General features: G+C 57.9%; 21 protein-coding genes and 2 pseudogenes. 13 read left to right on the forward strand and 10 right to left on the reverse strand.

Features of this window, described 5'->3' with window-relative positions; translation table 11 throughout:
- Nucleotides 1-83 precede the first annotated feature (83 nt).
- Complete coding sequence (locus E4T63_RS14735) at nt 84-1,385, reverse strand: OprD family porin (protein WP_135295877.1); 1,302 nt, start codon at nt 1,383-1,385, stop codon at nt 84-86.
- A 374-nt stretch (nt 1,386-1,759) separates the two neighbouring features.
- Here E4T63_RS14735 and E4T63_RS14740 point away from each other — a divergent pair, with 374 nt between their 5' ends.
- Genes E4T63_RS14740 through E4T63_RS14755 form a run of 4 tightly spaced genes read left to right on the forward strand, consistent with a single transcriptional unit; the run spans nt 1,760 to nt 7,661 of the window.
- A complete protein-coding gene (locus E4T63_RS14740; protein ID WP_135295878.1) occupies nt 1,760-3,832 on the forward strand; it encodes a type VI secretion system tip protein VgrG in 2,073 nt (690 codons plus the stop codon).
- Entirely contained in the window at nt 3,829-4,680 is an 852-nt protein-coding gene (locus E4T63_RS14745) for a DUF4123 domain-containing protein (protein WP_135295879.1), read from the forward strand. The genes E4T63_RS14740 and E4T63_RS14745 overlap by 4 nt, the downstream gene beginning before the upstream one ends.
- A 57-nt stretch (nt 4,681-4,737) precedes the next feature.
- Nucleotides 4,738-5,526, forward strand: a complete 789-nt coding sequence (locus E4T63_RS14750; RefSeq protein ID WP_135295880.1) for a hypothetical protein — start codon at nt 4,738-4,740, stop codon at nt 5,524-5,526.
- Between the two features lie 11 nt (nt 5,527-5,537).
- Nucleotides 5,538-7,661 carry a lipase family protein gene (locus E4T63_RS14755; RefSeq protein WP_135295881.1) on the forward strand — a complete coding sequence of 708 codons (2,124 nt, stop codon included), beginning with the start codon at nt 5,538-5,540 and terminating at the stop codon, nt 7,659-7,661.
- A gap of 3 nt (nt 7,662-7,664) precedes the next feature.
- Here the strand turns inward: E4T63_RS14755 and E4T63_RS28705 are convergent.
- A pseudogene (locus E4T63_RS28705) lies at nt 7,665-7,904 on the reverse strand (hypothetical protein); the annotation flags it as partial.
- A gap of 168 nt (nt 7,905-8,072) precedes the next feature.
- Here E4T63_RS28705 and E4T63_RS14765 point away from each other — a divergent pair.
- On the forward strand, nt 8,073-8,342 hold the full coding sequence (locus E4T63_RS14765) for a DUF2790 domain-containing protein (RefSeq protein ID WP_027612725.1): 270 nt from the start codon (nt 8,073-8,075) through the stop codon (nt 8,340-8,342).
- A gap of 90 nt (nt 8,343-8,432) precedes the next feature.
- Complete coding sequence (locus tag E4T63_RS14770) at nt 8,433-8,831, forward strand: hypothetical protein (protein ID WP_135295882.1); 399 nt, start codon at nt 8,433-8,435, stop codon at nt 8,829-8,831.
- Here E4T63_RS14770 and E4T63_RS14775 read toward each other — a convergent pair.
- Nucleotides 8,828-9,097 (reverse strand): DUF1652 domain-containing protein, encoded by a 270-nt coding sequence (locus E4T63_RS14775; protein WP_007964586.1) that lies wholly within the window; start codon nt 9,095-9,097, stop codon nt 8,828-8,830. The two genes, E4T63_RS14770 and E4T63_RS14775, sit on opposite strands and share 4 nt — an antisense overlap.
- Nucleotides 9,098-9,467: 370 nt before the next feature.
- Here E4T63_RS14775 and eco point away from each other — a divergent pair, with 370 nt between their 5' ends.
- A complete protein-coding gene (gene eco / locus E4T63_RS14780; RefSeq protein WP_135295883.1) occupies nt 9,468-9,953 on the forward strand; it encodes a serine protease inhibitor ecotin in 486 nt (161 codons plus the stop codon).
- 21 nt (nt 9,954-9,974) lie between these two features.
- Entirely contained in the window at nt 9,975-10,280 is a 306-nt protein-coding gene (locus E4T63_RS14785) for an NIPSNAP family protein (RefSeq protein ID WP_135295884.1), read from the forward strand.
- A 30-nt stretch (nt 10,281-10,310) separates the two neighbouring features.
- Here E4T63_RS14785 and ilvA read toward each other — a convergent pair.
- Nucleotides 10,311-11,344, reverse strand: a pseudogene (ilvA, locus tag E4T63_RS14790) (threonine ammonia-lyase, biosynthetic); the annotation flags it as partial.
- Nucleotides 11,345-11,552: 208 nt separating this feature from the next.
- On the opposite strand from ilvA, the gene E4T63_RS14795 reads away from it, so the two are divergent.
- Nucleotides 11,553-11,888: a DUF2834 domain-containing protein gene (locus E4T63_RS14795; RefSeq protein ID WP_098964130.1), complete on the forward strand. Its 336-nt coding sequence runs from the start codon at nt 11,553-11,555 to the stop codon at nt 11,886-11,888.
- A gap of 147 nt (nt 11,889-12,035) precedes the next feature.
- On the opposite strand, the gene E4T63_RS14800 is transcribed toward E4T63_RS14795, so the two are convergent.
- Nucleotides 12,036-12,959 carry a magnesium transporter CorA family protein gene (locus tag E4T63_RS14800; RefSeq protein WP_135295886.1) on the reverse strand — a complete coding sequence of 308 codons (924 nt, stop codon included), beginning with the start codon at nt 12,957-12,959 and terminating at the stop codon, nt 12,036-12,038.
- Between the two features lie 7 nt (nt 12,960-12,966).
- Entirely contained in the window at nt 12,967-14,541 is a 1,575-nt protein-coding gene (locus E4T63_RS14805; RefSeq protein WP_096796561.1) for a RimK family protein, read from the reverse strand.
- 92 nt (nt 14,542-14,633) lie between these two features.
- Here E4T63_RS14805 and rimI point away from each other — a divergent pair, with 92 nt between their 5' ends.
- On the forward strand, nt 14,634-15,752 hold the full coding sequence (gene rimI, locus E4T63_RS14810) for a ribosomal protein S18-alanine N-acetyltransferase (protein ID WP_134786485.1): 1,119 nt from the start codon (nt 14,634-14,636) through the stop codon (nt 15,750-15,752).
- A gap of 130 nt (nt 15,753-15,882) precedes the next feature.
- On the opposite strand, the gene E4T63_RS14815 is transcribed toward rimI, so the two are convergent.
- Entirely contained in the window at nt 15,883-17,028 is a 1,146-nt protein-coding gene (locus E4T63_RS14815) for a PQQ-dependent sugar dehydrogenase (protein WP_135295887.1), read from the reverse strand.
- Nucleotides 17,029-17,080: 52 nt separating this feature from the next.
- Complete coding sequence (locus E4T63_RS14820) at nt 17,081-17,422, reverse strand: hypothetical protein (protein WP_098964134.1); 342 nt, start codon at nt 17,420-17,422, stop codon at nt 17,081-17,083.
- Between the two features lie 189 nt (nt 17,423-17,611).
- Between E4T63_RS14820 and E4T63_RS14825 the strand changes: the two genes are divergently transcribed.
- Nucleotides 17,612-18,484 carry a Ku protein gene (locus E4T63_RS14825; protein WP_134786487.1) on the forward strand — a complete coding sequence of 291 codons (873 nt, stop codon included), beginning with the start codon at nt 17,612-17,614 and terminating at the stop codon, nt 18,482-18,484.
- Nucleotides 18,485-18,629: 145 nt separating this feature from the next.
- Here the strand turns inward: E4T63_RS14825 and lpxO are convergent, their stop codons facing one another.
- Nucleotides 18,630-19,529, reverse strand: a complete 900-nt coding sequence (lpxO, locus tag E4T63_RS14830; protein ID WP_098968420.1) for a lipid A hydroxylase LpxO — start codon at nt 19,527-19,529, stop codon at nt 18,630-18,632.
- Between the two features lie 390 nt (nt 19,530-19,919).
- On the opposite strand from lpxO, the gene E4T63_RS14835 reads away from it, so the two are divergent.
- Nucleotides 19,920-21,506, forward strand: a complete 1,587-nt coding sequence (locus E4T63_RS14835; protein ID WP_027612713.1) for an ABC-F family ATPase — start codon at nt 19,920-19,922, stop codon at nt 21,504-21,506.
- A gap of 282 nt (nt 21,507-21,788) precedes the next feature.
- Nucleotides 21,789-22,976 carry an MFS transporter gene (locus tag E4T63_RS14840; protein WP_098964135.1) on the forward strand — a complete coding sequence of 396 codons (1,188 nt, stop codon included), beginning with the start codon at nt 21,789-21,791 and terminating at the stop codon, nt 22,974-22,976.
- Nucleotides 22,977-23,098: 122 nt separating this feature from the next.
- Here E4T63_RS14840 and E4T63_RS14845 read toward each other — a convergent pair whose 3' ends face one another.
- The gene (locus E4T63_RS14845; RefSeq protein WP_027612711.1) at nt 23,099-24,136 is read right to left on the reverse strand and encodes an alpha/beta hydrolase family protein; all 1,038 of its coding nucleotides are present in this window, start codon (nt 24,134-24,136) and stop codon (nt 23,099-23,101) included.
- Between the last annotated feature and the right edge of the window lie 129 nt (nt 24,137-24,265).

Below are 24,265 nucleotides of genomic sequence, written 5' to 3' on the forward strand. Positions count from 1 at the left end.
ACAAAACTTGTGTTCACCCATGATCCAATGTGGGAGCGGGCTTGCTCGCGAAAGCGGTCATCCGGACACTGCAGCCCTCACAGTTACAACACCGAAAAGTTGTAACTCACAATCAACCGGGTCTCATCCACATCCCGGGCAAACTTTTCATAGTTGGTGCGGTAAGTCGCATTGCGCAGGCGCAGGCTGACATCCTTGAACGTGCCCGTCTGGATCACGTACTTCAACTCGCTGTCGCGTTCCCACTCTTTGCCCTCCTGATCACTGCCCGGCACCTTGATGTGATCACCGTTGACATAGCGGGTCAGGAAGCTCAGGCCGTTGATGCCGATGGCCTTGAAGTCATAGTCATAACGCAGCTGCCAGGAGCGTTCCTGCGCCGCGGCGAAGTCGTTGACCTGCACGTAGTTGACCAGATACGGATTGCTGCCATCGAGGTACGGCATCGAATTGTCGCCGTTCATGCGCTGCCAGCCGGCGCTGAAGGTGTGGCCGCTGATGCCGTACGAGAGCATGCCGCTCAAGGCGCGGTTGTCGATGGAGCCGGCTTTGGCATCACCGCTGTCGGCGCTTTTCAGCAAACGCAGATCGGCCTTCAGCACACCGTCACCCAGCGGTTGGTTGCCGAGCAAGCCAATGAAGTGCTGGCGATAGATGTCTTCCAGCTCGGCGTAGTGATACTGCGCGGTCAGGCGATCGTTGATCTTGTAATCGATGCCGTACATGTCGAAATGATCGGCGGTAGTGTTGCAGGCGTAGCGCTTGTTCTTACAGTGCACGCGGATGTCTTGCGAATCGGTGGAATCGCGCGCGGTGTACTTGTCCAGACGCGCGGCCATGAAGGTCAGATCCTTCACTTCCCTGGAGGTCAGCATGGCGCCGTTGAACATGGTCGGCAGCAAGCGGCCGTCGTTGTACTTGAGCAACGGCAGATCCGGCAGCAGTGCGCCGTACTTCAGCACCGTGTCCGAAACCTTGACCTTGGCGGTCAGGCCCATTTTTGCGTACTGGCCCTTCGAGCCGCGCGGGTTCTCGCCGCTGGACGGCAGCAAGCCGCTGTTGCTGCGATCAGGGCTGGAATCGAGCTGCAAGCCGAGCATGCCCAGCGCATCGATACCGAAGCCGACCGTGCCCTCGGTGTAACCCGATTGCAGATTGAGAATAAAGCCTTGCGCCGACTCTTCACGCTTGGAAGCGCCCTGGTCACTGGAGGTATGCCCATCACGGAAATCGCGGTTGAAATACACCGTGCGCGATTCGATTTTCGCAGTGGTGTCTTCGAGAAAACCGCTGGCTTGAACCTGCGCGGCAAAACCGGCGCACAGCACAACGGCTCCGAAGCCAAACGACTGGCGCGGGGTGATGAGAGGGAATGGGGGACGCATGAAAAACTCCAACAGTACAGCGTTTGCGCCGGGGCGCAGTCAGCCAGAAAAATAGCTCCCGTCCCGGGTCAAAAACAGCCGGGAAGAAGTGGACACGCAGGGGTGAGCTGCAATGATGGCAGATGGCTTTTACGGGTTGAAGGCGACTTTAGTCTGAAACTGACTGGCGATTCTTCGGCCTGCGATTGGCTCAAATCATGCGCTGACCAAGGGCTCACGACTGCGAAGCCCCCGGTTTCATTGGGTTTAAACGCCGCCATAGGGGTTTTCCCTATACAGCGCGGCCCCCCTCTCTACGGCATTTGCGCCTTGAACGAGGCGGTTTAATCCTCCATCATCCGTCACCTGCTTATTCAATGGACGGAATTCAAGGCATGCTGGACGCCAACGCTACCCACATTACCCTTACCCTCGAAGGCGCCTCCGCCGACCTGCAAGTGCTCAGCTTCACCGGTCGCGAAGCCCTCAACGAGCCTTTCCGTTTCGACCTCGAACTGGTCAGCGCCCGCCCCGACCTGAAACTCGAAGAGCTGCTGCACAAGCCCGGCGTCCTGACCTTCGGCGCCACCGGCGAAGGCAAGATTCATGGCCTGGTGTACCGCATCGAGCAAGGCGATTCCGGCAAGACCCTGACCCGTTACAGCATCAGCCTGGTGCCGCAGCTGGCCTATCTGCGGCACAACCATGACCAGCAGATTTTCCAGAACCTCACGGTGCCGAAGATCATCGCCCAGGTCCTCGAAGATCGCGGCATTCTGGCCGACGCTTACAGCTTCCAGCTCAACGCCGAGTACCCGCAGCGCGATTACTGCGTGCAGTACGACGAGTCCGACCTGCATTTCATCCAGCGCCTGTGCGAAGAGGAAGGCATTCACTTCCACTTCCAGCACAGCAGCAGCGGGCACAAACTGGTGTTCGGCGACGATCAGACGGTGTTCCGCAAACTCAAGGCCGTGAGCTACCAGCAAGACTCCGGCATGAGCGCCGACAAACCGGTGATCAAGCGCTTCAACCTGCGCCTGGAGACCCGCACCACCCGCGTCAGCCGCCGCGACTACGACTTCGAAAAACCGAAGATCCTGCCCGAAGGCGCGGTCAAATCCGAGTTCGCCCCGGATCTTGAGGACTACGATTACCCCGGCCGCTTCACCACCCGCGAGCGCGGCAAATTCCTCTCGACCCGCGCCCTCGAACGCCATCGCAGCGACTACAAACTCGCCGAAGGCAAAGGTGACGAACCGACCCTGACCAGCGGCCACTTCCTGACCCTGGCCGAACACCCGCGCGGCGAATGGAACGACTTGTGGCTGCTGCTGGAAGTCTTCCACGAAGGCAAACAACCGCAAGTGCTCGGTGAAAACGTCACCAGCGACGTCACCGACAACAAAAGCGATTTCCACCAGGGCTACCGCAACAGCTTCCTCGCCACCCCGTGGGACGCGCACTACCGCCCTGCCCTCGAACACCCGAAACCCAAAGTCCTCGGCAGCCAGACCGCGGTCGTCACCGGCCCGGCCGGTGAAGAAATCCACTGCGACCAGTACGGCCGCATCAAAGTCCAGTTCCACTGGGACCGCGACGGCCAGTCCGACGACAAAACCACCTGCTGGCTACGCGTCGCCAGCGGCTGGGCCGGCGCCGCCTACGGCGGCATCGCCATCCCGCGCATCGGCATGGAAGTCCTCGTCACCTTCCTCGAAGGCGACCCCGACCAGCCACTTGTCACCGGCTGCCTGTACCACAAGGAAAACGTCGTCCCCTACGACCTGCCGGCGAACAAAACCCGCAGCACCTTCAAAACCCTCAGCTCCCCGGGCGGCAAGGGCTACAACGAGTTTCGGATTGAAGACAAAAAGGGTGCCGAGCAGATCTACATCCATGCCCAGCGCGATTGGGACGAGAACATCGAGCACGACCAGAAGATCCGCGTGGGCAATGAGCGGCATGACACGGTTGAGGCCAACACCCTGAGCGAATTCAAGGTTGAGGAGCACCGGATTACCCATCTGGATCGGGTGAGTGAGATGCGGGCGGATGATCACCTGACGGTGGGCGTGACGCAGCATTTGAAGGTCGGTACGGCGCAGTTTGTCGAGGCCGGGACGGAGATTCACTATCACGCGGGTGAGAAAGTAGTAATCGAGGGTGGCATGGAGCTGACCGCCAAGGCGGGCGGGAGTTTTGTGAAGGTGGATGCCGGTGGTGTGACCATCAGCGGGGCTGAGGTGAAGGTGAATACCGGTGGTGCGCCGGGTGTGGGGACCGGGATCGGGATTCTGGAACCTGTCATACCGTGGGCCGCAGCGAAAGACAAAGCAGGTGCCCTGCTCGTCCCGGCCGCCGCACAAATGGCCTTGGCCAAAGCCGCTCGCGCGGCCGGCGACATACGTTGCCCGATCTGCGAAGCCTGCCGCGAAGGCAAATGCGATCTGGGAGCCACAGCATGAGCGAAGTACTCAACAACTGGCTAGGCGAACAGTCCAGACTCAATCGCGTGCTGATTCTGGCACTGGACAGCCTCGCCGAACCCAATCCGGTCACCTCGTTGTACAGCGCCGGCGTCATGCAACGCTCGGTACAACTCTATCGCCGTACCGAATACGCGCAGTTCGCCGCCATCAGTCCATGGCTAACTGAACTGCAGAACCCGGGCAATGATGCTTTCCGCAAACTGCTCGATGAGCCACAGCGGAACTGGGGCTGGATCGGTAGCATGGACAAGGCTGATCTCGACAGTCTGACTCAGCACTGGATTGCCCGTATGGTCATCGACGAAGACGGCGGGCGCTCGCTGTTCCGTTTTCAAGACAACCGGGTTCTGGCCCGCTGCCTGGGCAACATGAAGGAAACCGAATGGCCGCTGCTGCTCGGGCCAATCAGCAGCGTGCTGTATTGGGACCAGGATCAGTGGAAAAGTGCAGATAACAGTAGGCCTGGGATGTATCCGGTGCCGAATCCGGCACCATGGCTGCAAGTACCCACCCCACCGGAAAGAACCCGCGAAATCTTGCGTGCCAACCTGAAGCGTTGGCTGCTGGTGAATCACGCCGAAACCGCCGCGAAACTTTCAGAAGCCCAGCCCATCCTCGAATGGCTTGAAGAGCAGATGGACCTGCTTGAAGGCTGGCGATGGAGTACTCCAGAGCAACGGGAGTTCATGTTGACCCTGCGCCTTGATCCCAAGAATGCCAAGGATATGGCTTGGCAACCCTTACCGGGGGAAACGCCGGAGGAGCATTTTGAGCGGTGCGAGCGCTTTTTCGCCCAATACAGCGATGACCTTGCACTGAATTGAATTCGAGATTGGGCGTCACCTGCTCGAAATGACCGCCACGAGACAAAGGACAATCAAATGCTTCATCGCAATACTTCCAATGGGTTTCGCAGCTTGCTGATTGGGCTGAGTGCGATTGGAGCAACTGGCTGTTCGGTTGCTCAGGAGGACAGTTTTACTTTGGTGACTGAGCTTCCGCCGGGGTTCGAGGTGAAGGGTGAAGCTATCTATACTCCTCGCACTGGAGAAACCTGCAAAGTCCCGCCAAAAAGTGGCAAGAATCATCCAGGGTCAAAAATTTTCAAACAGGAACCAAGTGAAAAAGCTCAGACAGCGCATTTTACGATCCCACTTTCAAGCTCGGGAGACGGCTGTCCTTTGGTTTTGAAGCGTTTTGATTACGAAGTAGATGCGAAATACGGTGCTGCCAGACTTAACTTAGGGCGAGATTACACCAGCATTGCGTTTGAAGACGCCAAAGCAAATAGCCAGCCCTCCCCCTCACATCTCTCATTAAAAAGAGAATGCGAGTGGTTGTTCCGCACAATCGGATCAAATCGATACATAACAAAAATATTGAAATGCAAAGCCATAGAAACTTCGCAACCCGAAAAAGACTCTGCCACCAGTTCTATTTCACGAGCTCAATTGGCTGGAAAAACGCTTACTGTAGAATTCTCCCTTTCCAAAGAGGAGCGCCCCTACATGGGCGATACGTGGATTAAATTTCCAGAGGGATGGAAGCGTTGCATGGGCGAAAATCTTGATGATCAATACGGATTTTGTCGCGGCAACACAAAAGACTTCAAGTCTTTTAAAATGCCTGACGGTCGCGAGTGCACTGTGTACCCAAACTGTACTGAATAAGGATATTTTTTATGGCATCACAAAAAACTTGCGACCCCATGTTAAGCGGAAAGTCGGAAGCATGCCCATTGCGTGGCGACTGGATCAGCTTTCAACTGGTTGATGAAAATGGCGACGGCAAGCCGTACGCTGGCCTTGGTTACGTCTTGAGCGATAGCGCTCATCAACAATATGTCGGCGTACTGGATGCAAATGGCTCGGCCAAGGTCATGAACCACTATCAAGGACCTGTTGTACTCACTGTTGACAGCCCTTACAAAGGTACGGATAACCTCTACAGTGCTCTATCTCAACGGAGTAGCTATCCTCTTCCAATTACTGAGCTCCAGGTACGAGCAGAGAAAACGCGCTTTGTAAAAAAGGATGGTACACGCGTTGAAAATAACCCTGCAAAGAATAACGCTCAGCAATTTTTTCACGTCGAAGTTAAAGACCTTGTAAGCAAATCCGCTCACTTGCCCCCTTACTCAACCAGAAAGTACCCACCAAATTTCAGCCTGCTTAAAATCATGGGCGACTTGGGATTTGGCCCAGAGGAGTCAGAGCTTCGCGGAGTTGCATTATTACCTAACAAGCATGCCGTGCTTGAGGTCAGACCATTACGTGCTTTTCGGCCAATACTTTCGAAAGACAACAAGTTCAGCGCATTGAATCTTTATCAATTGTCTTTATTTGCTGCCTTAAGCTATTGCAATTTCGGTCAATCACCAGCTGAAAACCCCAAAGATACGGTTAGCTTTCCTCTTGACCCTAGTGTCGGGAATATGTTTGCTGAAGGGATGGCTAGCTACAAGGAGCCATGGAAAGTTAACGCAGAACAGGCAAAAGCTTACTACCCTTTATATGAAGATGTTCCTTATTCGAAACGATTCGAGATTCTGCCTTTCGACCCGGCACTTTATGATCAGAACAAACCTGACTTAAATGAAAAACAAGAGCACCCTGCAAAACTGCACTTCTTTGACGACAGCAATGAAGGAACCAACACTCAAGCCTTCATAACTCATCATGACGAAATCATATTGATTGCCGTCCGGGGCACATTGGAACTTGTCGACTTCATACGTGATACCGATGCTGAGCAGATTCCCTTTGCAGCGGGTGTCGGCAAGTCTCACCAAGGCTTTTACGAGGCTTACGAAGCATTGAGTAAACTTGTCGAGATTTATCTCGGCCAATTTCACACTGGGCAAAAGATAATTATCTGCGGGCACAGCTTGGGGGGAGCAATCGCCACACTCCTTGCTGAGTCCTTGAGACGGCACCCAAATGGTTATGACATTTTGCTTTATACCTACGGCTCGCCAAGAGCCGGCGATGCCGAGTTCGTGGAGGGTGCAGCAGCTTTGGCGCATCACCGCATGGTCAACGACAACGACCCAATCCCGAGTGTTCCCGCGCCTTGGATGAACACTAGAAAAAGCGTCTGGATACCTGGACTGGTACTCAGCTTCATTACAGCGCCTCTAGGTGCTCTTATTTTCGCTCTGGGGTTGACGCGAATCGGAGGAGCACCTTATGAGCACCAAGGGGAGTTGCGCCATTTCATGCCGGTGCATTTCAAGGGGCGCGAACAATCTGCTGTGCTCTGGAACCCCGGATGCGAATCCATCGAAGAAGCCGCCTGTACACGAGCGTTGAAAAAGTTCGGCGACTTACCTGATCGTGCCATGTTTATCCAGCAACTGTTCCAGATGTCTGACCACTACATGGTCCCATCCTATATTCCAAATGCGTGGGCGACACTTCGCCGATGGCAGCAAACTCAAGATGCCGGTCGTACAGTAGTGACCAAGACTGAATACGATCAGATCTACTATCAGTTGCAGGAAATGCAGGAACGCTTGAAGGCCAAGGAGGCTGAGCTAAATCATTCTTTTCAGCCTGATCGCCGAACTGTTCTACAGCAAATCAATTCGCTCCGAGCTGAGATGGGGCGCATCGATACGTCAAGACAACGACTGCACACCCTCAGCTTCCAAAAAATCACGCCTGAAGATATCTATGGCTCAGCGACTCAAGGGCCAGAACATGACATCAATATCGAACGCTGGCTGGCGAAGAAAGAGAACAATGTAGAGGTTCAGCTGGCCATGATTCCTCAGGCGGGCAGCGCTCAGTTGAGAACCGCGTGATTTCTCTTGCTGCACAACCTGCGACAAATCATTGCCATCCTGCGCCAGCGATACAGCCCGTGCTTAATGCGTGAAACGTCCTGAACATCGCTGTGCCTGAAGCACACGGAATGCAGGGTTTCAAGCAGATCGCTGCGCGCGCGGATGTGCTGGATGGCGGGGATGCCGGGGGTTGGCTTCGGTATTGATGACCATCGGCGCGCTGTCGGTGACAACCGCTGTTGATTTGCTCGATTCAGCCAGGTCATCCCTCTCTTCCAGACAGCCGGCGTTCAGCCAGGTTAACCATCGCTTAACGCCGCAGTCCAAGACTGTACTGAACCGCACACCTCAGCTCCTGGCTGACGCCGAGTGCGGCAGGTTCGGCCGTATGGCGCCGAACGCTCATTCCGTCGTACGGGAGTCCGATTCATGAACATTCGCACGCTATTGCTCACCTCCGCCCTCGCCTGCAGCGCATTCGCCGGGCTGGCTCAGGCCAATGATACCAACGCTGCTACCCAGCCCGTTCCTTACCAGTACGGCATGCCGTTGCATGTGAACAAAGTGATCTCGCTGACAGAGCCACAGACGCAGCAGTGCAAGGTCATCACCGCTGACATGAAGTACATCGACAATGCAGGCAAGCCGGCGGAAATCACCTACCGGAAAATGTCTGACGCCTGCAGCTTCCAGAACTGACAGAAGGCTCTGATTTGCGGCTTTGCGGTAGGCGGTGAGGGGCTCGCGGGTTATGCTCGGGGACACTTCTCACTGCCGCAAGGACTCGCCATGCAGTTGTCGTTTCGCACGTTGTCGTTCATCACGTCTTTGTTGTGTTTCGTGCTGGCGCTGGCCTGGGGCTTTTTCCCGCAGGTGTTGCTGGCGATCTGGAGCATTGAGTATTCGGTCGCTGCCGGTTTTGTAGCGCGGCGCAGTGCGGTGCTGTTTGCGGCGTTGGGGGTGATGTTTTATCTGGTGCGCAGCGCGCCGCCGTCGCTGGGTCGCAATGCCCTGGGTAACGGGTTTATCGTCGGTTGTTTTGGTTTGGCGGTACTGGGTTTTGGCGAATGGCTGAACGGCCACGCCGGCCCCGGGATTCTGCTCGCGGTGCTGGTCGAGTTCGCGCTGGGCCTTGGCTTTGTGCAGGCCCGGCGCGTGACGGTCGAACTGGGTGAAACGGTGAGTTAAAGCGCTCTGGAGCGAGGACTGTAATGCTGTGGTGTGGTTTGTTGCGCCAGATCCGAACGCAGGCCGGCAATCAGTTCATTGATCTCGCGACAGCCATTGAGATGGCTGGCGTCGATACCGCTGACGTGCAGATCAACCTGGTCAGTCTGGTGGTCACCGAAGACCTTGACGGTCATCGACAGGTCTGGCGACAGCGTGCACTGGCAGCGTTTAGGGAGAAAACTGCTTTCAATGATATTGCGTAGTTCCAAGGCAGACAGAAACATGGTGAACCTCTCCTTATTGATGAAACTGCCAATCAACTCTTCACGTTGACCGCTTTTGCTGCCCCTGCACGGGTGTGTCCCCGCTGATTCCCTGGTGCGGCAAACGGTTGTACTGCGAAATGCCCATTGGAGTGTAGGCGCCCGAAGCCGGTGCGCTGCACCAAAGCGACGCATAAAACGTGCCTTTCATCGGGTCATTTTGACCCTCATGAAATCAAGCACTTGGCGCGCTGGCCAGCAGTTGGCCAGTTGCAAAATGCAAGATCGACCTTCCTGAGCACTGCAATTTGCAAGTCGACGCCGGTTTGCATTCATCGCTGATGACAGTGAGAATGCCCGACATCCACCCTACACCCGCCAGGAGGCTTTCATGGGTTCTTTACGCGCTCGCGCGACAATCGGTCTGCTCGTTGCTGGCCTGTCTACCCTCGCCCACGCGGCCAAACTCGAAGACGTCGCGCCGTATCCCAAGGCGGAAAACGGCTTCACCCGCCAAGTCATCTACCTGCCCAAACAGGATCAGGAGGAGAACTTCCAGGTTGAAGTTCTCGCCGGCAAAACCCTGGAAGTCGACTGCAATCGCCAGCGCCTGGGCGGCGCTCTGGACGAGAAAAACCTCGAAGGCTGGGGCTATCCGTTCTACCGCCTGGAAAAAGTCATCGGCCCGATGAGTACCATGATGGCCTGCCCACCCGGCACCGCAAAGAAACGCGCCTTTGTCCCGGTTGTCGGTGACGGCTTCATGCTGCGCTACAACAGCAAGCTGCCACTGGTGATCTACGCCCCGAAAGATGTCGAGGTGCGCTATCGCATCTGGTCGGCTTCGGACAAGGTCGGCACTGCCATTGCGGAATGACCTGAACAGGGAGCAACAAACTTGATTACCTGCCATGTGCGATACGTGATCGATCCGTACCAATTGACCGAGTTCGAGGCCTACGCCACGGCCTGGCTGGGCATCGTCGAGCGCTTGGGCGGCACGCATCACGGCTATTTCCTGCCCTCCGAGGGCGCGAGCAACATCGCTTATTGCCTGTTCAGCTTTCCCTCGCTGGCCGATTACGAAAGCTACCGGCACATCGCGCTGACCGACCCGGAAAGCACGGCGCTGGTGGAATCACTGGTGCAGAAGAAATTCATCGTCAGCTACGAGCGCAGTTTCCTGCGCCCACTGCTGCCCTGAGTGTTATCACGCCGGGACGCCGCACACCGCGGCGCGCTCGGCGACATGGCGCAGGCTGTCGAAGTTGATATTCGCGCCGGAGTCGATCGCGACGAAGGTCTGCTCGCGAACAGCGCTGCGCGCCACGTATTGCTTGATGCCGGCCACCGCCAATGCCCCGGAAGGCTCGGTGATCGAGCGGGTATCGTCGTAGATATTCTTGATCGCCGCGCACAGCTCGTCATTGCTGACAGTGACCACCTCGTCCACGCAAAACCGGCACACCTCAAAACCATAAGCGCCGATCTGCGCCACCGCCACGCCATCGGCGAACGTTCCGACACTGGGCAACACAACGCGCGCATCCGCTTGCAGCGCCGCCTTCAGGCAGGCCGAATGCTCCGATTCGACACCGATGATCCGTACCTCCGGTCGCAGGTATTTGACGTACGCCGCGATGCCGGCGATCAGGCCGCCCCCGCCCACCGGAACGAAGATCGCATCCAGCGGCCCCTGATGCTGACGGAGGATTTCCATGGCAACCGTGCCTTGGCCGGCGATCACGTCCGGGTCGTCGAATGGAGAGACAAAAGTGCGCCCGGTCTGCTCGGCCAGTTGCAGCGCATGGGCCAGGGCAAACGGAAAACTCTCGCCGTGCAGCAGCGCCTCGGCACCCCGACTTCGTACCCCAAGCACCTTGAGTTCGGGGGTGGTCGAGGGCATGACGATGGTCCCCGCGATCCCCAGCTCCCGCGCTGCCAGCGCCACGCCTTGGGCATGGTTGCCCGCCGAAGCGGTGATCACCCCGCTTGCTTTCTGCGCATCGCTCAATTGCACCAGCTTGTTGTAGGCGCCACGGATCTTGAAGGAGAACGTCGGTTGCAGGTCTTCGCGCTTGAGCAGGATCCGGTTGCCCAGCGCCTCGGACAGCGCAGGCGCCGCTTGCAACGGCGTGCGCACAGCAATGTCGTAGACCGGCGCGGCGAGGATCCTTTTCACGTACTGCTCAAGCAGGGCTTGCTGGTCGGGGCTGTGCGGCATGATCGTCTCCTGACGTTTTGATCAGAACCCCGGAGACAGAAAATGAAAACCCGCCTCTAGGGCGGGTTGGGTGCTGCAGTCGTGAGCTAGCCCGCCAAATAAGGAATGGCGGTAATAATGCTTGGCTGGCAACGCAATACGGTGGAAGTCATGGGCCTGAAATTAGCCCGGCGGCGGCCGGCGAGTCAATGGCTTATTTGCGGACGCCAAGGTAGGCTGGCGATTCTGCTCATCACCCCAAGGAAGGAATGCATGATGTCTGTCGCCCTGCCCCTCACTGCGTTGATTGCGTTTACTGGCTACACCGTATCGGTGATGCTCCAGGCCGAACAGTCGTTGATCGACTTCGGTATCAGCCTGATGTCGCGTCCGGACACGGCGCAGGTGGTGATTGATCTGTATCTGCTGGCGACGCTGGCCGGGGTATGGATGGTCAAGGATGCGCGAGCGCGAGGAATGTCGATCTGGTCGGTGGTGCCGTATCTGTTGCTGACGGCGGTGTTTGTGTCGATTGGGCCGTTGTTGTATCTGGTGGTGCGTGGGGTTCGGGAGCGCCGGAAAGTGATTGTGCCAGATCCAGCGGGCTGATCCAGAGCCTCCGGTGCTGCTGAAATAGCTTTCGCGAGCAAGCCCGCTCCCACAAGGGATTTGTATCAGGCACAGATCCCCTGCCAACCCGCAATCCACTGTGGGAGCGGGCTTGCTCGCGAAGGTGTCAGCTCAGGCACCGATCAATCACTGGGCCAGCCGCCGCAGCCCCAACAACATCCCCCCCGCCCCCAACAACATCACCAGCAGAAACAACGGGTAAGAAATCCACCACGGCGTGCCTGCCGTCATCATGCTGAACTCGGACATCCCGCCAATGCTCGCAATCAGGTTCAACGGCAGAAACACCACGTTGATCAACGTCAACTTGCGCAGCAGGTTGTTCATGCTGTTATTCATCAAGTTGCCGCGCGCATCGATCAGCCCCGAGAACACCGTGGAGTAGATCTCCGCCTGCTTGTAGCACTGGTTATTCTCGATGATCAGGTCGTCGATCAGCCCGATCGCTTCACTGCCGAAATGCTGTTTTTCCGCGTGATTGCGCAGCCGCGTCAGCACCGCGCCGTTGCTGTGCAGAGCATTTATGTAATAGATCAGGCTTTCGCTGAGGTTGAACATCTGCACCAGATGCTGGTTCTGCATCGAGGCGTTGAATTTCTGTTGAAGCTCGCGGGCCACCAGTTTGATCACCTTCAGATGGCCGAGGTAGTGATGGATGTTGTTGAACAGCAAATCGAGCAGCACATCCAGCGGTGCATTGAGCGGCTGGCGCGTGCCGATGCCGTGCAGCGGCGTGTCGTCGGTGGCGATCACCAGCAGTTGCCCGGGCGCGAACAGCAGGCCGCAGGACGACACCTCAAACGCCAGGCTGCCACCGCCGGAATAGTTTTCCGGACGTTTCCAGATCAGGAACAAGTGATCGGGGTGAAACTCGATTCGCGAAACCTCGTCCGGGTCCAGCGCCGAGGCCAACGCGTGTTCGTCGACCTTGTAGTGGCTGTGCAGCAAATCGCGCTCGGCCGCATCGGGATTGCTGAACAGCATCACCTCGGCGTCCAGCCGCTCGACCCGCTGCAGCGCGCCATGACTCAATGCGAAACTGCTGATCATCGGCGCTTCACCAGGCCTGGCCGCGACGCTTGAGCTCCAGCCGTCGCACGAACTCCTCCAGCACCAGTGAATACAGATCGTCCTGCAAGTAGGCGTCTTCAATGCCGGCGTCGAGGTTCGGGTTATCGTTGACCTCGATTACTACCACTTTGTCGCCGGCCTGTTTCAGGTCCACGCCGTAGAGGCCATCGCCGATCAGGTTGGCGGTCTTGACCGCCAGTTCCACCACCGCTCGCGGCGCCTCGTGCACGGCCAGGGTGCGACACTCGCCGTTGATGTCCTGGCCCTTGGCTTTGTGGTTGTAGATTTGCCAGTGTCCCTTGGACATGAAGTATTGGCAGGCGAAGATCGGTTTGCGGTTGAGCACGCCGATGCGCCAGTCGTACTCGGTGTAGAAAAACTCCTGAGCCAGCAGCAACACTGAGTGCTCGAACAGTTCGGCGGTGGCTTCGAGCAACGCCTGCTGGCTTTCGACCTTGATCACTCCGCGAGAAAAACAGCCGTCGGGGATCTTCAGCACCAGCGGAAAACCGAGGCGTTCGCCGACCCGCTCGAAGTCTTCCGGTCGTTCCTTGTAGAGAATTTCGGTGGCGGGCATGCCCAGTTGGTGGCTGTTGAGCAGGTCGGTCAGATACACCTTGTTGGTGCAGCGCAGGATCGACGTCGGATCATCCATGACCACCAGCCCTTCGCTTTCGGCTTTTTTTGCAAAGCGATAGGTGTGGTTGTCGACGCTGGTGGTCTCGCGGATCAGCAAGCCGTCGTACTCGGCGATCCGCGCATAATCCCTGCGCTCGATCAGTTCGACGTCGATGCCCATGCGTTTGCCGACCCGCACGAAGTTTTCCAGTGCCTTGGCGTTGGATGGCGGCAAGGCTTCCTGCGGATCGTGCAGGATCGCCAGGTCGTAACGCGCCACTTGTGGCGAGCGTGGCGCCCGCCAGACTTTACGGCTGAAGCCGTCCAGCGCATTGGCGAACTGATCTTCTTGGTCATCACGCAACTTGTGCAGAGCGCCGGACTTTATGCCTTCGATGTGCCAACCGTTAGTTCGACGAAACTCAACTAACAGGATCGGACAAGGAAACACTTCGAATAACTGTCGAGCCAGATCCTGCAGCGGCTCGATATGCGTCTTGCCGAAGTAAAGAGTCAAGGTGAAACCTTCGGTATCGCTGTAAAGGTGATGACTGAGGGCCTTTTCCAGGGTTTTATCGAGATCGTCCAGTGCCAGACCGTAAAGTGATTTTTTCGTCAGCTCGCTGATGGTACGTACCGATGGAATCACCTTGTGGCCGCGGGCTTCAGCCAGCAGCGAGCAGTAGTAACCGTGGCCCAGGTACTTGTAGCTGCGGCACAGATTGATCACCTGCACCCGCTTGCCCGGCTCGCTGTCACGGGTTTGCTCGAGGTATTCCTGAGCCGTGACGATGTCCTCGCTGGGAAAGTAGGAGGCCCAGTCTTCCTTGCGTTCGACGATAATCAACACTTGACTGGAAGTTCTGATGGCTGGATTTAAAAAAGTTGCCGCCGGCAAACTTTGCTCGGATACTTCGCGCCAATGACCCTGTACCGCTGACATAGAGATTGATCCGTTGGAGAACAAGACCATTTCTATTAAGCACGAAGTTTTTCGAAAGTCCCGTTTCGTTACGCAACTTTTACGGTGGTCATATGAGTGCTGTTTTTCGTTTGGCGGTAGTTGAAGATCTGCCAGCGTTGCTGGCCCTGGAAATGCAATGTTTCACCACCGACCGGCTCACCAGCCGCAGCTTTCAGTGGATGATCACCCGCGCCCACGCGCAGCTAATGGTCGCCGAGATCGACGGTCGATTGCTCGGCTACGCACTGGTGCTGTTTCATCGCGGCACCTCGCTGGCGCGCCTGTACTCGATCGCCATTGCCGGGGAAGCTCGCGGCAGCGGATTGGGCAAACAGTTGCTGCAACGTATCGAGGCCTGCGCCGTCGAGCATGACTGCGCATACCTGCGCCTGGAAGTGCGTATCGACAACCCCACCGCCATCGCGCTTTACGAGCGCAACGGCTACCGACGCTTTGCGTTGATTCACGATTACTACGAAGACCACGCCGATGCGTTGCGTCTGGAAAAGCGCATTGTTCAGCACCGTGATTCGCGCAACATCAAGGTGCCCTATTACCCGCAAACCACTGAGTTCACCTGTGGCCCGGCTTGCCTGCTGATGGCCATGGGCGCGCTGCAACCTGAGCGCTTGCTGGAGCGGCGTGAGGAATTGCAGATCTGGCGTGAAGCGACCACGGTGTTCATGACCTCCGGCCATGGTGGCTGCAGCCCCCAGGGCTTGGCACTGGCGGCCTGGCGACGGGGTTTTAAGGTGCGTTTGCAGCTGAGTATGGCCGGGCCATTGTTCCTCGATGGCGTGCGCGATGAGCATAAAAAAGACGTCATGCGCCTGGTGCACGAGGAGTTCACTGCGCAAATGCACGAAACCGACATCGATCGGCAGATTGGCACCCACCTGGATTTGCCGAAGTTGTTACAGGCTGGCGGACAGCCTCTGGTGCTGATCAGCAGCTATCGCCTGACCCGCTCCAAATCACCGCATTGGGTCATGGTGACCGACTGCGATGAAGACTTTGTGTATCTGCACGATCCGGATGTCGATCACAGCCAGCATCGTCAGCCGATGGACTGCCAGCATGTGCCGGTCAGCCATGGCGAGTTTGAGAAGATGAGCCGGTTTGGGCGTGGCAAATTGCGCGCGGCGGTGGTTTTGTATGCCCGCGCTACGCCAACTATCGTTACGCTCTAGAGATTTTTTTGTGGCGAGGGAGCTTGCTCCCGCATGAGTGCGTAGCGCTCACAAGATTTTGGGGCTGCTGCGCAACCCAACGGGAGCAAGCTCCCTCGCCACAGGACATCTGTGAAAATTTGAAGTGAAGTTACTTCAGGCCGACCTTGTATAAAGAACCCTCTTCCTCATCCGTCAGCACATACAGATAGCCATCCGGCCCCTGCCGCACATCACGAATCCGCTGTTTCAGCTCACCCAGCAGCCGTTCCTCGTGCACCACCTTGTCCCCGTCAAACTGCAAACGAATCAGCTCCTGACTGACCAGCGCGCCGATAAACAGGTTCTGCTGCCAAGGCTTGAAGCGGTCAGCGTCATAGAACGCCATCCCGCTGACACCGGGGGACTTCTCCCAGACATGGTGCGGATCAACCGCACCCTCGACACTCTTGCCCTTGGCTTCCGGGATCGGTTGCAGCGAATAGTTGATGCCGTGGGTCGCCAGCGGCCAACCGTAGTTCTTGCCGCGCTCAATGATGTTCACCTCATCGCCGCCACGGGGGCCGTGTTCGTTTTCCCAGATAGTGCCATTCCACGGATTGAGCGCCGCGCCCTGCGGGTTGCGCTGGCCGTACGACCAGATCTCCGGACGCACACCGGGCTGGCCCACGAACGGGTTGTCATCCGGCACTTTGCCGTCGGGGAAGATCCGCACGACCTTGCCCTGCAGCTTGTCGAGATCCTGCGCGGTCGGCCGGTCGTTGTTTTCGCCCAGGGTGATGAACAGATAACCGTCTCGGTCGAACACCAGTCGTGAGCCGAAGTGGTTGCCGGTCGAGAGTTTCGGCTCCTGACGGAAGATCACCTTGAAATCGCTGATCGTCTTCAGGTCATCCGACAGCCGCCCACGCCCCACCGCCGTACCGGCCTTGTCCCCGGCGCCACCGCCCTCGGCGTAGGACAGATAGACCAGTCGATCCTGTTTGAAGTCCGGCGACAGCACCACGTCGAGCAAACCGCCCTGGCCCTTGGCCCAGACCTTCGGCACGCCACTGATGGGCTCGGAACGCTTGCCGTCGGCTGTAATCAGCCGCAGGGTTCCCGGCCGCTCGGTCACCAGCATGCCCTGACGATCTGGCAGAAACGCTAGCGCCCAAGGGTGCTGAAGGCCTTGAGTAACCGTGGTGACTTCAAGGGTGCCCTGCTCGCTTTGCAACTCTTGTGGAGCAGCGGCGAAAGCTGGAGCGCTGATCAGCGCGCTGGCGCACAGCGTGGCTAGAAGGGTTTTACGCAACATGCACGATTCCTTTTGTTCATTTCAAAGGCTGACAGGGACGCAGTCCCGCCGTTCAACGGTTGCTGTCTCCATCGCGTGGCGGTGGGTTGGGGATGAATCTGGGCGGCGTACTCGGCACCGAGCGTTGCTGCTGACCATTGCCAATCCCGCCGTTACCAACGGTGGGCGTACTGGGCGTCGGCACGGTATTCGGCCCGCGAATCGCCGGCGCGCTGGGCTGCGTGCCCTGCATGCTGTTGGGATTGGCCCGGCGGATCGGGCTGTTGTAGGGATTGTTGTTGGTGCCGGTGGGACTTTGCGCCAGCAATAGCGGCGCGGACGGTGCCGCGACGTCGGCATGCGCCAGACCGGCCCCAAGGAGCAGAACGATAATGCCTGGCAGTAGTCGTTTCATGGGGTGGCCTCGCGGTGCACAGGTGATAGAGCCTTCGAGTCCACGCTACGCCCCGGGTTCGGATTTGTTAACCCGTTGCCCTTAAACAAGATGTAACACGGCTTGACCGGCAACTCCGCGCGCCACGCAAATGCCGGAAACTTTCGCACTGCGCCACAGGTCACCTGATCATCACTTGGAGAACTCACCATGGCTCGGGCAATCTGGAAAGGCGCGATCAGTTTCGGACTGGTACACATCCCTGTCGCGCTGGTGTCGGCAACCTCTTCGCACGGCGTGGACTTTGACTGGCTCGACAGCCGCAGCATGGATCCGGTGGGTTATAAACGGGTAAACAAGGTCACCGGCAAGGAAGTCACCAAGGAGCACATCGTCAAAGGTGTGGCCTATGAAAAAGGTCGCTACGTAGTGCTCAGCGAGGAAGAGATCCGCTCGGCGCACCCGGTGTCGACACAGACCATCGACATTTTCTCCTTCGTCGATGCCGAGCAGATCCCGCTGCAAAACATCGATACGCCTTATTACCTGGCCCCGGACAAACGCGGCGGCAAGGTCTACGCGTTGCTGCGTGAAACATTGAGCAAAACCAACAAGGTCGCCCTCGCCCGTGTCGTCCTGCACACTCGGCAATATCTGGCGGCACTGATGCCACTGGAATCGGCATTGGTGCTGGTCAAACTGCGCTGGCCGCAGGAAGTCCGCGGCCTTGATGAGCTGGAGCTGGGCAGCGAAGTGACCAAACCGCAACTGGCCAAGGGCGAGTTGGACATGGCTAAACGTCTGGTGCAGGACATGAGCGGCGACTGGAGCCCGGAGGACTACAAGGACGAGTTTGAAGACAAGATCATGGCCCTGGTCGAGAAAAAGGCCCACGAAGGCAAGATCGAGGATGTCGAGACCGTGGGTGGCGAGGAGGAGCGCAAGTCTGCGGATGTTATCGACTTGACCGAGTTGCTTAAACGAAGCCTGGGCGGTAAAGCGCCGGCCAAAGCGAAGGCAAAAGAAAAGCCTGCCAGTAAGGCAGCCCCGGCGAGAAAGACCAAAAAGGCCTCGGGGGCGTAATCAGATGCGGTTCCTGTCAGGAAGCTGACAGGTTGGCTTTGAGAGACTCATCGCTCCCACAGTTGAAATGCGTTCTTTCCTGAACTCACATTCCACTGTAGGAGCCAGCCTGCTGGCGATGGCATAAACAGGCGCGATACACCGGTCAGATCAAAATGAAGATCGCCAGCAAACCGCCGAAAATCGCCCACTTCTCCATGTAGTAACGCGCACGATTACGCTTTTTCAGCTCTTTACCACGCAGGCGAACCTTGTAGATTTTGGTAAACAGGCGATTGATCCCACCGGTGCGGTCACCGGCGTCATTCGGCGCACCGGCCGCGGACATCACGGTACGGCTGAACCAGCTGTTGAACGCCGCCGCCCAGCGATATTTCATCGGGCGCTCGATGTCGCAGAACAGGATGATGCGGTTCTTGTCGGTGGTGTTTTCGGCGTAGTGGATGTAAGTCTCATCAAACATCACCGCTTCACCGTCGCGCCAGTGGTAGCTCTCGCCGTCGACATTGATGTAGCAACCGGCATCATTCGGCGTATCGAGACCAAGGTGGTAGCGGTACGAACCGGCATACGGGTCACGGTGGCGAACCAGTTTCGACCCAGGTGGCAGCTCGGCGAACATCGCCGCCTTGATCGAACCGATGCTCTGCACCAACTCAGTGGTGCGCGGGCACAGCTTCATCGCCGACGGATGGCTCTCGCCGTACCATTTCAAGTAGAAACGCTTCCATCCACTTTTGAAGAACGAATTGAAACCGACGTCATCGTACTGATTCGAGCGCTTGATCTCACCGGCGCGCAGCAGGTTCTGCCCTTCCTGGCGAATTTCTTCCCAATGCGCCTGCAACGGGCTCAGGTCCGGAAACTCGGACGGATCGAGATACGGTTTGTTCGGCTTCTTCGAAAACAGGTAAAGGAAGCAGTTGATCGGGGCCAGAAACGTCGAGTGATCGCTCAGTTGACGGCCCAGTTTGTGACGCACACGTCCACGAAGGTGAACGTATGCAATCGAAATGACATAAATAGCGGCAATGATGAGTTTCACGGAAATCGTCACACGTCAAAAGTGAACAAACTGCGCGCCTGCCGGCCGGAGGCCCAGGGTCTGATGCAGTGGCATGAATACAAATACTATCCCGGTGGCACTTCCTTGAGCCCATGCCGTTAGCGGCTATTGGGTAATCGGATGGCATTTTAGCCATACTTTGTAACCAATAGTGAACCTGATCTGTGAAAAACTGTCCGCTGAATCTGCCAAACAGCAGGCGCGACGTCATCGCCCTATCGCTTAAAGAGCCAGACCAGTACAATCGCCGCCAAACTTTACGCGCCCCCCTTGGTTGATGACGGGACTGTCCCGCTTCAGCGCACTTTGACTCGGGCCAAGCGCTCCAGCCGCACCCTCGCTACTCAGAATGCTTCGCAGGAAAAACCTTTGATTTCTACAGCTAACATCACGATGCAGTTCGGCGCCAAGCCGCTCTTCGAAAACGTTTCGGTCAAATTCGGCGCGGGTAACCGCTACGGCCTGATCGGCGCCAACGGTTGCGGCAAGTCGACCTTCATGAAAATCCTCGGCGGCGACCTCGATCCGTCCGGCGGTCAGGTCATGCTCGAGCCGAACGTGCGTCTGGGTAAATTGCGCCAGGACCAGTTCGCCTACGAAGAATTCACCGTGATCGATACTGTGATCATGGGTCACGAAGAGCTGTGGAAGGTCAAGGCCGAGCGCGATCGCATCTACTCGCTGGCGGAAATGAGCGAAGAAGACGGCATGGCCGTGGCCGAGCTGGAAACCGAGTTCGCCGAGATGGACGGCTACACCGCAGAATCCCGCGCCGGTGAACTGCTGCTGGGTCTGGGTATTCCGCTGGAACAGCATTTCGGCCCGATGAGCGAAGTCTCGCCAGGCTGGAAACTGCGCGTATTGCTGGCGCAGGCGCTGTTCTCCGATCCGGAAGTGCTGTTGCTCGACGAACCGACCAACCACCTGGACATCAACACCATTCGCTGGCTGGAAAACGTTCTGACCCAGCGTAACAGCCTGATGATCATCATCTCTCACGACCGTCACTTCCTGAACAGCGTGTGCACGCACATGGCTGACCTGGATTACGGCGAGCTGCGCCTGTTCCCGGGCAACTACGACGAGTACATGACCGTGGCGACCCAGTCCCGCGAGCAACTGCTGTCGGACAACGCCAAGAAGAAAGCGCAGATTTCCGAGCTGCAATCGTTCGTCAGCCGCTTCTCGGCCAACGCCTCGAAAGCCAAACAGGCCACTTCCCGCGCCAAGGCGATCGACAAGATCCAGCTGGCCGAGGTCAAGCCGTCCAGCCGCGTCAGCCCGTTCATACGCTTCGAGCAGAACAAAAAGCTGCACCGTCAGGCGGTCATGGTCGAAAAAATGGCCAAAGGCTTCGACGGCAAGCCACTGTTCAAAGACTTCAGCTTCCAGGTTGAAGCGGGCGAGCGCGTAGCGATCATCGGCCCGAACGGTATCGGCAAAACCACCCTGCTGCGTACCCTGGTCAACGAACTGACCCCGGATGCCGGTAGCGTCAAGTGGACCGACGCCGCGGAACTGGGCTACTACGCTCAGGATCACGCGCACGACTTCGAAGACGACGTGACGCTGTTCGACTGGATGGGTCAGTGGACTCAGGGCGAGCAGATGATTCGCGGCACTCTGGGCCGCATGCTGTTCTCCAACGACGAGATCCTCAAGTCGGTCAAAGTGATTTCCGGTGGTGAGCAAGGTCGCATGCTGTTCGGCAAGCTGATCCTGCAAAAGCCGAACGTGCTGATCATGGACGAACCGACCAACCACTTGGACATGGAATCGATCGAGGCGCTGAACCTGGCGCTGGAAAACTACCCGGGCACGCTGATCTTTGTCAGCCACGACCGTGAGTTCGTATCGTCCCTGGCGACGCGCATCATCGAGCTGAGCGCCAACGGCGTGACTGACTTCAGCGGCACTTACGATGACTACCTGCGTAGTCAGGGTGTGGTGTTCTAATAGCAGCTTCGAGCCTCCAGCTTCATGCTTCAAGCGAAAGCCCTGTCGGTGTGACAGGGCTTTTTGCATTTCGGAGCCAATATTTATGCGGGCACCAACACCATCGCGAGCAGGCTCACTCCTACATTTGAAATGCGCCCCCTCCTGTAGGAGTGAGCCTGCTCGCGATGAGGACACCAGCAACAATCGGAATAGCCAGGAAAAATAGTTAGCCTGCTTCCTTTTGTTCCAGCACCCAGCCATGATGCCCACTCTCCCACCGCCGCCCGCGAACGAGTCCACATGTCTGCGCAGCAACCGCCTCCGCAAAGCTCCCTGGCGATCACCCTGCAGATCGTCTCCATCGTGTTTTATACCTTTGTCGCCTTCCTGTGCATCGGCCTGCCGATCGCGGTGCTGCCCGGTTATGTGCATGAGCAGCTGGGTTTCAGCGCCATTATTGCGGGGCTGGTCATCGGCTCGCAGTATCTGGCCACCCTGCTCAGTCGGCCGATGGCCGGACGCATGTCGGATACGCTGGGTACCAAACGGGCGATTGTTTTTGGCTTGTCGGGGATTGTGCTCAGCGGGCTGCTGACGCTGATCTCAACGCTGTTGCAGGACTTCCCGATGCCGAGCCTGATCATTCTGATCGTCGGGCGCCTGCTGCTCGGCGTGGCACAGGGCTTAATCGGGGTCGGTACCATCAGTTGGTGCATGGGCCAGGTCGGTGTCGAACACACGGCGAGGTCGATTGGCTGGAACGGCATCGCCTCTTACGGCGCGATTGCGATTGGCGCGCCACTGGGCGTGGTGATGGTCGCCGACTACGGCTTTGCCAGCCTGGGTATCGCCTTGTCGATATTGGCCGCGGGTGCCTTGGTGTTGATCCGCAATAAACCATCGGTGCCGGTGGTACGCGGCGAACGGCTGCCTTTTTGGGCGGTGTTCGGGCGGATTGCACCGTATGGGGCCAGTTTGACTCTGGCGTCGATCGGCTACGGCACGCTGACCACCTTCATTACCCTTTATTACCTCAACCGTGGCTGGAGCGGCGCGGCATATTGCCTGACGGTGTTCGGCGTATGTTTCATCCTGTCGCGGCTGCTGTTCATTTCGGCGATCAGCCGTTTTGGCGGCTTCAATTCGGCGATCGCCTGCATGAGCATCGAGACCGTCGGCCTGGTGTTGCTATGGCTGGCGCCCTCTACCGCGTTCGCCCTGATCGGCGCGGGACTGGCGGGATTTGGCTTGTCGCTGGTGTATCCGGCGCTGGGGGTCGAGGCGATCAAGCAGGTGCCCAGTTCCAGCCGTGGCTCGGGGTTGGGGGCTTACGCGGTGTTCTTTGATCTGGCGCTGGCGATTGCCGGGCCGTTGATGGGCGCAGTGGCGTTGAATCTGGGGTATGCGTGGATTTTCTTCAGTGCGGCGCTGTTGTCAGTGATCGGGCTGGGGTTGACCTTGGTACTCAAGCGCCACTCGACATCCTGAAATTTCGTACAAATCACTGTGGGAGCGGGCTTGCTCGCGAAGGCGGTGGGTCAGTCAAAATATAGAGTGACTGATCTATCGCATTCGCGAGCAAGCCCGCTCCCACAGGGGGATTGAGTCGTTTATTGATCCGCGGTCTGCATCCCCGCCCGGCTCGGCTTGCCCAGCGTGCGCGAGAAGAACTGCCCGGCCTCGGAGATCAGGTTGCGGTGAATGTCTTCGCGATCCACGCCGTCGGCGTCGGTGCACAACGCCGGCATGGCGCGGATCTGCTCTTCGTTGCACGGCGCCATGAATACGAAGTGCCCTGCCCCGGCCAATAACTTGAAGTCCGGCGCGGTCGGCAGTTTGCGCGCCAGAGCCGCAGCGTTTTTGTCGAAGGCCACCAGTTTGTCGCCATCGCCGCTGTACAGCAGCACCGGCACATGCACGTCCGCCAGGGTGCTGCGGCCGAATTTCAGGCTCAGCGGCGCCATCAGCAGCAAGGCATGCACGCGCGAATCGGCCACTGGCTGCAAATCGTCGCGGTCGACGATCAGTTCACCCTGGGTGTTGCAGGCATCATGGTCGTCCGGGCGTTCCTGGCAGTAGCGGCGCAGACGATCCAGATCCGGCTGCGCGCCGGAGAGAATCAACGCGGTTTCGCCACCGGCCGAATAACCAATGACCCCGACCTGATCAGCGTTGACGAACGGCGAGAGCATCGGGTCGCCGAGGGTCGCGGTGATCGCTTCGGAAATCTGGATCGGCCGCCCATACAGATTGCTCAGGGTGCCGAGGCGGCTGTGGTCTTTGGAGTTGTCGCCGGGATGAATCACCGCGACCACCACAAAGCCCTTGCGTGCCAGCGAGGTGGCGAGGTCATGCAGCGCCAGCGGCGTTCCGGTGTTGCCGTGAGACAGCATCAGCATCGGAAAACGACCGATGGCCACCTTGGTGTCAGCGCCGGCCTCGACGGTGTAACCCTCAAGCAGGCTGCTATGTTCGCGGTCGCTGGAAGGATAGAAGGCGATGGCGCGCATCGGTTGCAGATCCAGCGGATCGAGGAATGTCATTTCGTGGTAACCGACACTCCAGACAGGGTGTCGCCCGGGCGCGGCATGCACTGAACCGAGGCTGCCGAGCAGGCAAATCAGTAACGTTGCACAAAGACGCATCATGGGATGGCCCACCCTGTGTTACTCAATCGAAAGATCCTTTGTGTTCCGACACGCCCGAAACCCGGTGGTTCGGTAATCCGGCGCGGCGTTGCACTCAGACGTTGATCGTTTGACTGCATAACCCGGGCC

The organism is Pseudomonas fluorescens (genome assembly GCF_004683905.1).
GTDB lineage: Bacteria > Pseudomonadota > Gammaproteobacteria > Pseudomonadales > Pseudomonadaceae > Aquipseudomonas > Aquipseudomonas putida_A.